We start from the raw sequence: 10,067 nt of genomic DNA on the forward strand, positions 1-10,067 counted from the left end.
TTGGCAATCGTCAGTGCGAGTCCGAGATCGGGGTCCGTCTTTAGGTCGCTAGGATCGATGCGAATCAGAATCTCTGGAGAGCGCAGTTCGAGTTGACCGTTTTCTAAAGGATTAACTTTGATCCGCAGAGCTTCAAGCACATCATCCAACGGAACTAGCCAGTCCTCAAACGCGATTGCAGTTTCGCCATCCTCTGCACCGCGCACCCGCACTGATTCAAGCACAAGACGTTTGCCAACCTGAATGCCAACAGGCATAATCGATGCAGAGGGTGAAGCAGTCGTCGAGGAAGCCCCCTCCAGCGTTGTCGCCTCAATCGGTGCAGTGTCCTTCGCCGAGGTTGGCTGGGCGACTACTCGGTCTGCGGTACTTCCGATTGCCGTTAGTAACCAGATCAACACGACGCGCCGCTGTAGCGATCGACGAGCCAAAAACATGAATTAAGCTCCTTTGTTCAATTGCTGAAGCAGCGCGATCGTCGAACACCGCAATAGCTTGCAGTGTTCGCTGAATCAAAAGCGTGAATAAAATCTTTAGTTCAACTGCGAAATCGCGAATCGCAATTGAGGAAGCACCCGAAATAAGAGCAGTAAATTATTCCTGAGGCAGCCTGCTTGTAGCGGAGTTTTAGCGGGTTGCGTTAGGCGATTGCGTTGTGGCGGCGTTTACAGTCAGCGGCAGATTGAAAGATTGTGCTTTCCGAGATGCACTTCTTTCCCAAATTAGTTCGCCGCTGAGTTGATAGGTTCCCGGAGCGATCGCCTTGGGCAAATCTAATATCACCTTGCGTTCTCCTTCGGCAATAACCGTTGTAGACTCGGAGGTTCCGCTTAAGAGAGTGCCCGCAGCATTGCTAAGCTTCCAGTTCACTTTTGGTCTTGCCGTTGCATTTCCAGTGTTCTTTACGAGCAGTGCAAAATTCTTTGCTTGCGCATTGTAGCTAACGCTGTCAGCACTGAGTTTTGGAGCGGTTACGCCCTGACGAACGTACAGGGTTACTCCAATTCGGGGGACGATCGCCACTCCATTTTTATCTGTCGTTGCCTTTAGGTTTTCTGTGAAAATGACTGCCCGAAATTCTCGATCTTTCAAGCTTGGTAGCAGTTGAGCAGATAAGCGAACTTGGCGGGTTTGCCTCGGCTGAATTACCAATTCACGGGGAGAAAATGCAAGATAGGGAGTCAAATCAGTTGGACTGGTAGATAAGACTTGAAACCCATTCACTGTATAAGTGAACGGGTAAGCAGATACTCGCACTCGAATTACTTCATCACTCGCGTTTGTCACCGAAAACATGCCACGAGCTTGTCCTTTGCGGCTTTCTGCATCAATCAACATTGGATTAATGCCGACCTGAGCCTGAGCGATCGTTGGGACTGCTAGCAGCATCGCCAGCGCACCTACGGGAATCCATTTACGTAACGAAGACGAGAGCTTCATCATTGCGATAACTTCTCGAAATTACCCCTTTAAAGTTCCCTCGTACTGAGTCTCCGCAACATCAACATTCAGATCAGCGGGGCGTAATGGTTAGCACTGCCCGGTACGTATAGGTGCCGACGGGAAGTAGTTTTCCAGGCGAAGCCGCAAACAACTGTAAAGACAAACTTCGACTGCTAATCGGAGCAGATAGGCTAACGACGCCAGTCCCGTTGCCCGCGCTGTCTTTTTCTGCAAGAAGGACACCGCCGCTGCCAGGAACACCTTCCCATAGTTGCAGTCCCTGCACAGTGGTCGATGGGGTACCTGGAAGCGTCACGGGTGGATTTATTGAGACATCCAGTCCACCTGTACACGTCAGCGTAACTATTGCTAACTGAGCACCCATTGATTCATCTGGTCGAGACGAAAGGGTGTCGTGTTTTCCATTACGCACAATCGCCAATTGTCCAGGAGTAATACTAGAGATACTGCAAGAAGACGGACTGTCTGCCGCCGCTTTATTCATCCAATCACCCATTAGGAGAGGAGCCAGACTCGCTACGATCGCGAGATACTTGCGCATAAATACCTCCTATCTCAAAAAACGAAGAGGAATGCAACAAAATTTGCTGCACCCCTCGGTAATGTGCCCATGCTCTTTAAAGACTGAACACATTAGCACTGGAATATAGAAAGTCCTACTTAGAAAACCAAACGCTCTGCAACTAGTTTTGAAAGTACCTGCTAGCTAACAGCAAATCGATCGTTTTCATCCGTGCAATTATCCGCAGTTCGCAATAGCGATTTAGCAACTTACTTAGCAACAATGTTCAGGTTAACGCGGTAGTCATAGTTGCCAGACGGTAGAGGAACCGCTCCATTGTTCACCCACTGATGCACATCGAAGGTTTTATTAACCAGCGGTCCAACAACCGTTGCCGTACCAGGCGCACCGCCCTTAACTGCTGTTGCAATATCGATCGTTCCATCCTTCAAACTTGCACCGTAGTTTGCGGTACTTGCTGTAGCAACGCTAGAAGGAAGAACGGTAGGAGGATTGATTGTGATATCTGCATCTCCGTTACAGCTCAGATCAAAGCGACCAAACGAAGCACCAGGATCATCAGCCGGATCAGAAGACAGTACAGGGAGATTAAGAGTAGGCAGCGTGGGAACTTTTGTTACACCATTGACCACGTTGGCAGCCATGCAGGTGGGAGTAACGACCCCGTTGAAATCAACATCGACTGATTGAGCGTGAGCTTTGCCACCGAAAGCCAGAGCGCTTAAAGCGACACAGCCAGAAACAAGAGCAATACGACGGATCATTGGAATAACTCCTAACAAATGAGGTTGTAGCAAAATGGTTCGTTAAGCTTTGAATCCACCCGCTTAAGAACAACTGAGGAAACGTTTTATAGTGTGCTTTGTTTCTCTCAGGCGTCTACAGCTAACAATTTACGGTGGCATTAGCTACATTGACCTCCACAAATGTACGGGTTTCTTAAAGTTATTTACCTGAGCTTAATCTGGTCATATTTACAGAAGTCAGCACTGAGTGACTCTCAGAAGCTAGACGGAAACCGTAATCCTCATGGACTGTAGAGCGGCAATGACCAGCGCTCAGTCCACAGTTCTCTATTTCGACTGCTTGTAAGATAGTTGCGTAGAGATGAGCGCGTTCAATGAGCCGAACCAAGGGTTCAGTATGGCGAGATGTGCGATTTTGGCGGTTTGCAGGACAGGCGATCGCCGTGGTCGTCGTAATCTTAGTGCTGTCGTACTTTCTGGGAAACCTGACGCGCAATCTGCGGCAGCTTGGGATTCAGTTTGGGTTTAACTTTCTGCGATCGCAAGCCGGATTTGGCATTGGCGATCGTCCGATTCCGTATCAGCCCTCGGATAGCTACACCCAAGCGCTACTGGTCGGACTGGTGAATTCTCTGCGAGTGATTGTGACAGGAATTGCTTTGGCAACCGTGGTTGGAGTAACCGCCGGGATTGCGCGACTGTCAGATAACTGGCTAGTGCGAAATCTATCGCTCGTGTACGTAGAAACCCTGCGAAACACACCGCTGCTGCTGCAGCTGTTTTTCTGGTACTTTGCAGTGTTCTTCAGTTTGCCTCCTGTAGATGCAGCCGTTCGCTGGTTTGGCGTCTCGCTCAGTAAAAGTGGAGTGCAGCTACCGGGAGGCTTGCAGCTATCTTCAGAGTTTTCGGCGCTGCTGTTGGGACTCAGCATCTACACGGGAACGTTTATTGCGGAGGTCGTCCGAGGGGCAATTCAGTCGGTACCGCAAGGGCAGTGGGAAGCTGGGCGATCGCTCGGTCTCAAGCCAGCCCAACTGATGCGCCTAGTGGTTTTTCCGCAGGCGTTGCGAGCAATGATTCCACCGTTGGCGAACCAGTATCTCAATTTGGCGAAGAACTCTAGTTTGGCGATCGCGATCGGCTACCCAGACGTTTATGCGGTGGCTTCGACAACCTTCAACCAAACGGGTCGTGCGGTGGAAGTGATGGTGCTCATCTGCGCCACCTACCTGACGATTAGCCTGGTTATTTCCCTGCTGCTGAATCTTTTCAACCGATCGGTGCAAATTGTCGAGCGCTGATCTTACAGTCATGCCTCGTTTTCAACGTCCGCCCACTGGGTGAAGCACTCACAAATTTAATCCGCTATAGTACCCTGCGAATAACACGTTGTTGTAAAAGCGTTGCCATTAAATCTGTTGAAGCATATTCAGCTTTAGAACTGTCATTTAAGCAGCCTCGTGCTAGGAAGTGTATCCGCATGAGTTTACGGAACGTGTCGGAGAGTACGTCTCTTTCAATCGGCACCGCGCGAATCAAACCAGCATTGGGATTTGCCGATGCGGTTGCAATTACAGTCGGAATTGTCATCGGTGCGGGAATTTTTGAGACACCCGCTCTGGTTGCTGCCAACTTGGGAAATGGTGCGATCGTGGCGCTGGTATGGCTACTAGGCGGTGTCATTTCCCTGATTGGTGCCTTGTGTTATGCAGAGTTAGCTACGACCTACCCGCATCCGGGTGGTAACTACCACTACTTGGGTCGCGCCTTTGGTCGCAACGTTGCCTTTTTGTTTGCATGGGCGCGAATGACGGTCGTGCAGCCCGGCTCGATCGTGTTGCTAGCGTTCGTGTTTGGTGACTATGCGAGTCAAGTGCTGCAGCTGGGTACGTACTCGTCATCGATTTACGCGATGGCAGCGGTTGTTCTGTTTACAGGACTAAACGTGATCGGAGTAACGCAGGGCAAATGGACACAGAACCTATTGTCTGTGGCAGAAGTGCTGGGTTTGGCGCTAGTCGCCATTGTTGGATTAATTGGAAGCTCCGCAGCCGCACCGCCTCCGTCCTCGGAAGTGGCGGCTCCAACGGGGAACTTAGGCTTGGCGATGGTGTTTGTGCTGCTGTCCTACGGCGGCTGGAACGAAGCCGCATACATTTCTGCGGAACTTCGAGATGTCCGCCGCAACATGCTGCGATCGCTGCTTTGGAGCATTGGCATCATCAGCGTGGTCTACGTGCTGATTAACTTGGCGTATCTGCACGGTCTAGGCGTTGCAGGAATGGCACAGTCGGACGCTGTAGCGGCTGACTTAATGCGACGGGTGCTGGGGGAACCCGGTGTCTGGTTCATTGGGTTTCTCATTTCCGTGTCGGCGTTGGGATCCATTAACGCGACGATTATCACGGGCGCACGCACCAACTTTGCATTAGGACAAGATTTTCCCTGGTTCTCGTTCATGGGTCGGTGGCACGATCGCTCCAATACGCCCATCCCCGCGCTGCTGGTACAGGGCATCATCTCTGTCGTGCTGGTGATTCTTGGCACGTCAGGGCGCGAAGGCTTTAAGACGATGGTGGACTACACCGCTCCGGTGTTCTGGTTTTTCTTTCTGCTGACGGGAATTTCGCTGCTGGTGCTGCGATCGCGCGAACCCAACGTGCCTCGACCGTTTCAGGTACCGCTGTATCCCTGGCTACCCATTCTGTTTTGTCTGGTCTGTGGCTACTTGCTCTACGCCAGCTTGGTTTACACGGAATTTGGTGCGTTAGTTGGAGTGGGTGTCGTCCTACTAGGAGCGGCACTATTAGTACTAGTTCGGTTGGGACGGGGACAACGAAGCTGAATAGGTGATTACCGATACGCTCTACTTGTCTAATTCAACAACACAAGGAGGCTTTATGGTGCAATTACAACGAGTGCTGGGACTAATGGCGATCGGCATTGGTCTGAGTAGCGTGTCTACCGGCTGTGCTCAAACCGTTGAGCCAAAGGCGGTTCAGCCGCCAGCCGCAGACGCTAGCTCTAACGCGATCGCAGCGTCACCTGGGGCGATCGCTCAATCTCCTAGCCCTGCGGTGTCAGACAAAGAACCCGATGTGGTGTACGTTCCTACACCAGAAATTGTCGTGCGCACAATGCTGGACTTAGCAAAAGTTAGCAAAACCGATGTGCTCTACGACTTGGGCAGCGGTGACGGACGCATCGTGGTGACGGCGGCTCAGAAGTATGGAGCACGGGGCACAGGTATCGAACTGCGTCCCGAATTGATCCAGGAAGCCCAAGAGAATGCAAAAAAGGCAGGGGTTGCGAGTCGAGCTAAATTTATTCAGGCGGATTTGTTCACGACAGATTTCAAAGATGCGACGGTGGTCACGCTTTATCTACTGCCAGATTTGAACGTGAAGCTGCGCCCTCGCTTACTGAAGGAACTCAAGCCGGGAACCCGGATCGTCTCTCACGATTTTGATATGGGCGAGTGGAAGCCAGAGCAAGTTGTGAAGGTGAAGGGACCGCAGCGAGAACACACGATTTACTTCTGGCGCGTGCCAGAAAATCCGCCGAAGAATTTGCTTTAGATTCGTTGTGAATCGCCAGTGGTGATAAACCACGATCGGCTGCCCACGGACGACGGACCACGAACCGTGGGCAGTACGGCTACTCCCGCCTGCTACTTTCCGCTGGCGAATGGACGATATGAAGTGAAACCGGGACTGGTGCCTTTGGGGTCCGACTTTGGAAATGGTGCAGTTGATCGCTGTGTGTTTCAGATCGATCGGCAGTTTGCGGACTATCGGCAGGTGAAGCTTCAGGCGCGGGCAGAACGGCTAAGCAAGTACTATCAAACCTACCGCCATTCACCTGAGGTGGCGGGTGCGATCGCCCACCTCATAGTCGATCGTCTCACGCACGAGTACCCTACTCACTTCACCCTACAGCCATCGTTGACCCTTGCTTGCCATCTCACCGGAGAGGTGCTCCTTTTCGATTCCAATTGGCAACTGCAAGCGGCTCAATCCCACACCTCTTATGTCTCTGCGCTCGATGCGCTAGCGTGTCAGGTTCAGGAGGATTTCGCGATCGTCTGTCGCGCTGTAGACGGAGCCAACTGGCTCAGCGCAATTCACCTCTGCTACCCGAATCACTGGTCGGCTGAAGAAAAAATTGGCAGGGATTTTGCCACTGTTCACGCCCCCGTCGCCGGAATGGACGCGATGAATCGACGATCGACCGCGATCGTTCATACGATGATTGCGCGGAAGCCGATGGTGCGGTTCGCTTGGGGGTTAAGTACCGACACGCGGCTCAATCATCATCCTGAGCTACCCGTGGGAGTGGCAGCAGCCGAGTGGCAGGGCAGACAGTTTAATGCGCTGCAGCCACAGCTCTACCTGCGAATTGAGCGTCAGGTCATTTGGGGATTGCCAGAGCAAGATGCGGCGCTGTTTGCCATCCGGACCTACTTTCGCGACTGCCACACCGTCAAGCAAGACGCGGTGCTGCGATCGCAGCTAGTATCAGCACTGCGATCGATGTCACCTGAGTCGCTAGTCTACAAAGGATTAGTAGAGAGCAGAGACTCGATTCTGGTATGGCTCGACGAGCCATGAAATGATGATGGTATCCAACAGGAGCCACGTCCGCAACATGCCCGCAATACCTGAGTCATCTCGCCCTCGCGTTTCTGCGACTCCACAAACCGTTCTGGCTTGGCTGCGCAAGAACCTGTTTAATACCTGGTTTAATAGTGCGCTGACGATCGTTTGCCTCTGGATTGTCGTTCAGGTTGCTGCAGGGGTGCTGCGCTGGATTACGACGCAAGCCCAGTGGAGCGTGGTCTTTGCGAATTTCCGGCTGTTTTTTGTGGGACGCTATCCGATCGAGCAGGTTTGGCGAATTTGGGGCGTGCTGGCGATCACGCTGGCGCTGATCGCTGTATGGATTGTTCGCCTCAAGGTTCGCGCTCCCCTGAAGGAGCGGATGAACACGATCGCCTACGCGCTCTTGCCAATTGGGGTTGCAGCTTGTGTCTGGCTGATTGGCGGAGGACTCGGCTTGCCTGCCGTCAGCACAACGCTTTGGGGCGGACTGCTGCTGACGCTGCTGGTCGCGATCGTCAGCATTGCGCTGGCGTTTCCGTTTGGGGTGCTGCTCGCGATCGGACGACAAAGCACGCTGCCTGCGGTGCGGTGGCTCTCGGCAATCTACATCGAACTGGTGCGAGGACTGCCGCTAATTGGGATTCTGTTCATTGCTCAGGTAATGCTGCCACTGGTGCTGCCAGGGCAACTGCGGCTAGACCGACTGGTGCGAGCGATCGCGGGTTTGGTCTTGTTTAACGCCGCCTACATTGCGGAGAATATCCGGGGCGGACTGCAAGCAATTCCACAAGGACAAACCGAAGCAGCAAAAGCGCTGGGGCTGAATGTACCACAAACGCTGCTGCTGGTTGTGCTGCCACAGGCGTTGCGGGCGGTGACTCCGGCGATCGTCGGGCAGTTTATTTCTCTATTTAAAGACACGTCGCTGCTGGCGCTGTTTGCGCTGGTGGAGCTAACCGGAATCGCGCGCTCAATCCTGGCACAGCCAAATTTTCTGGGACGCTACGCGGAAGTTTATCTCTTCATTGGGCTAATCTACTGGCTGTTTTGCTACACCATGTCGCTGCTCAGTCGCAGACTGGAGCGGGTGTAGCGATTAATACGGCAGGTGTTGGAATCGGCTCGCCAACAGAAAATCGCGCGGAAGCTGTTCAACCTGAACCAGTTTGGGAAGTCTAGAAGCATCAACCTGAATTGAGTCAGCACACGAAACCCAGTTCAGCCGCTCATTTACCCAGAATTAGGAGAACTATGCCGAAACGTAAGTTGCCTCGTGGTGGCACCCAAGTTGCTTTAAGTCCAGAGTTGGCGATCGCGGCGATCGGGCTTTTCTCTGCCTTTGCAGATGGAGACTCGTATGATGACTCGGAGACCTACGCATTAGCCGAAATGCTCGTTGACATCGACCTGTATGAGAACTACGCAGAGGAAGATTTTGAAGCTCTAGGGAATGAGTTGGCTAGTCTGGTTAGTGATGAAGGGATTGAAGCCGTTATCGGACAGGCAATCTCCACTGCACGGGAAGAAGGACTCGAAGAGGTTGCATTTGCAGTGGCGTTGGTTGTAATTGCTGCGGATGGAGAAGTGCCTGAAGAAGAACAAGAGTATGTCGATCACTTATGCGAAGCGCTGGGAATTTCAGCAGAACGGGGAAATGAAATCATCGACGAACTTTTCCCCGACGACGAGGAAGTTGACGAGGAAGAATAATCCCTGACGATCGTCATTTGCAGTTCAACTTCAATCACCCTGATGGCATCATCTGCTTCGGGGTGTTTTTTTCTGAAACGGCACTGGTCAAAGAAACAGTTTCATATCAATTCGGAATTTGGAATTCGGAGTTCGGAATTGCAGAAGCCCGAGTGCGCCTACGTTTTAGTGATTTGATCTGTAGCTGAAATTTAGAGGACTGGTATAAAACTTAACCTGACCACTGCATGAATGAGCGCGCCTTCAAGACCGCCAAACCTTAGAAACCGATTCAATGTCTATAGTGGCGATGGCTGAGAGCTTTACACGACAAACGCTTCAGCCATTGCTGGTATGCACCGTTAAAATTCACACAATCGCTGTCCCAACTGTGTGGACAGGGTTCTAGTTTCACTCGTGCGGAGGTGAAGCGGGTTAATTTTGCTCAGATCAGCAATTTTTCTTTTACCGCAAGTGTTGTGTATCAACGATCGCGACGTCTATCTACATCACGGAGAGCGATCGAAAGATAGAGGTGAAGAATTTTGAAGCTGCATAGGCTTGGATCAGCCCTCCTTTAAAGGGAGTGCTCTGTCCGCCTATCTACTTCTTATGAATACTCAGTATCAATCGCAACTGCCTGAGCTGGGGCTGGTATGTATCACCGCATCAGACCAGGTTCGGTTTCGCACCATTACGCGCAAGCGCCTTCTGCTGCTTTCGCCTGATGAGCAAGCCCAGAAGCTGCGCGACCTCTACGGCGAGAACCTTCGTCGCCTCGATGGTGCAATTACCTTTTGCGATCGCGCTGGCATCCACCTCTACCGTCTGAGTTCGGGGCTGTTTCCCTTTGCGGATGACACGATCGGCGCAGACATCCTGACCGAATTCACCGATGAACTGCATCGGGTTGGCTCGCGCGCGTTTGAATTAGGCATCCGACTGGTGCTGCATCCGGACCAATTTGTTGTGCTGAACTCCGATCGCCCAGACGTGATCGACAACAGCCGCAAAATTCTCAACACGCACGCCCGCATTTTTGAT

9 protein-coding genes and 2 pseudogenes are annotated in these 10,067 nt (G+C 52.2%); 7 read left to right on the top strand and 4 right to left on the bottom strand.

Features of this window, described 5'->3' with window-relative positions; all coding sequences use genetic code 11:
- The 4 genes and pseudogenes from H6F43_RS11690 to H6F43_RS11705 form a co-directional block, all read right to left on the bottom strand.
- Positions 1-437: pseudogene (locus tag H6F43_RS11690) on the bottom strand (hypothetical protein); the annotation flags it as partial.
- Between the two features lie 190 nt (positions 438-627).
- Positions 628-1,443: a P pilus assembly protein, chaperone PapD gene (locus H6F43_RS11695; protein WP_190342938.1), complete on the bottom strand. Its 816-nt coding sequence runs from the start codon at positions 1,441-1,443 to the stop codon at positions 628-630.
- 70 nt (positions 1,444-1,513) lie between these two features.
- Positions 1,514-2,005: a hypothetical protein gene (locus tag H6F43_RS11700; RefSeq protein WP_190342939.1), complete on the bottom strand. Its 492-nt coding sequence runs from the start codon at positions 2,003-2,005 to the stop codon at positions 1,514-1,516.
- A gap of 230 nt (positions 2,006-2,235) precedes the next feature.
- Positions 2,236-2,751 carry a hypothetical protein gene (locus H6F43_RS11705; RefSeq protein WP_190342940.1) on the bottom strand — a complete coding sequence of 172 codons (516 nt, stop codon included), beginning with the start codon at positions 2,749-2,751 and terminating at the stop codon, positions 2,236-2,238.
- 356 nt (positions 2,752-3,107) lie between these two features.
- Here H6F43_RS11705 and H6F43_RS11710 point away from each other — a divergent pair, with 356 nt between their 5' ends.
- The 7 genes and pseudogenes from H6F43_RS11710 to H6F43_RS11740 all read left to right on the top strand — a co-directional run.
- On the top strand, positions 3,108-4,034 hold the full coding sequence (locus H6F43_RS11710; protein ID WP_190342941.1) for an ABC transporter permease subunit: 927 nt from the start codon (positions 3,108-3,110) through the stop codon (positions 4,032-4,034).
- Between the two features lie 179 nt (positions 4,035-4,213).
- Positions 4,214-5,578, top strand: a complete 1,365-nt coding sequence (locus tag H6F43_RS11715; RefSeq protein WP_190342942.1) for an amino acid permease — start codon at positions 4,214-4,216, stop codon at positions 5,576-5,578.
- A 55-nt stretch (positions 5,579-5,633) separates the two neighbouring features.
- On the top strand, positions 5,634-6,311 hold the full coding sequence (locus H6F43_RS11720; protein WP_190342943.1) for a class I SAM-dependent methyltransferase: 678 nt from the start codon (positions 5,634-5,636) through the stop codon (positions 6,309-6,311).
- 39 nt (positions 6,312-6,350) lie between these two features.
- Positions 6,351-7,343 (top strand): DUF3445 domain-containing protein, encoded by a 993-nt coding sequence (locus H6F43_RS11725; RefSeq protein ID WP_190342946.1) that lies wholly within the window; start codon positions 6,351-6,353, stop codon positions 7,341-7,343.
- A gap of 37 nt (positions 7,344-7,380) precedes the next feature.
- On the top strand, positions 7,381-8,427 hold the full coding sequence (locus H6F43_RS11730; RefSeq protein ID WP_190342944.1) for an amino acid ABC transporter permease: 1,047 nt from the start codon (positions 7,381-7,383) through the stop codon (positions 8,425-8,427).
- 158 nt (positions 8,428-8,585) lie between these two features.
- On the top strand, positions 8,586-9,044 hold the full coding sequence (locus H6F43_RS11735) for a tellurite resistance TerB family protein (protein WP_190342945.1): 459 nt from the start codon (positions 8,586-8,588) through the stop codon (positions 9,042-9,044).
- A gap of 591 nt (positions 9,045-9,635) precedes the next feature.
- Positions 9,636-10,067 (top strand): annotated as a pseudogene (locus H6F43_RS11740) (UV damage endonuclease UvsE); the annotation flags it as partial.

Source organism: Leptolyngbya sp. FACHB-36 (assembly GCF_014695955.1).
Taxonomy (GTDB): domain Bacteria; phylum Cyanobacteriota; class Cyanobacteriia; order Leptolyngbyales; family Leptolyngbyaceae; genus FACHB-36.

Bases quoted from the DNA above. Each gene is read 5' to 3' on its own strand.
- H6F43_RS11695 (WP_190342938.1), bottom strand. From the start codon at position 1,443: ATGATGAAGCTCTCGTCTTCGTTACGTAAATGGATTCCCGTAGGTGCG.
- H6F43_RS11700 (WP_190342939.1), bottom strand. From the start codon at position 2,005: ATGCGCAAGTATCTCGCGATCGTAGCGAGTCTGGCTCCTCTCCTAATG.
- H6F43_RS11705 (WP_190342940.1), bottom strand. From the start codon at position 2,751: ATGATCCGTCGTATTGCTCTTGTTTCTGGCTGTGTCGCTTTAAGCGCT.
- H6F43_RS11710 (WP_190342941.1), top strand. From the start codon at position 3,108: ATGAGCCGAACCAAGGGTTCAGTATGGCGAGATGTGCGATTTTGGCGG.
- H6F43_RS11715 (WP_190342942.1), top strand. From the start codon at position 4,214: ATGAGTTTACGGAACGTGTCGGAGAGTACGTCTCTTTCAATCGGCACC.
- H6F43_RS11720 (WP_190342943.1), top strand. From the start codon at position 5,634: ATGGTGCAATTACAACGAGTGCTGGGACTAATGGCGATCGGCATTGGT.
- H6F43_RS11730 (WP_190342944.1), top strand. From the start codon at position 7,381: ATGCCCGCAATACCTGAGTCATCTCGCCCTCGCGTTTCTGCGACTCCA.
- H6F43_RS11735 (WP_190342945.1), top strand. From the start codon at position 8,586: ATGCCGAAACGTAAGTTGCCTCGTGGTGGCACCCAAGTTGCTTTAAGT.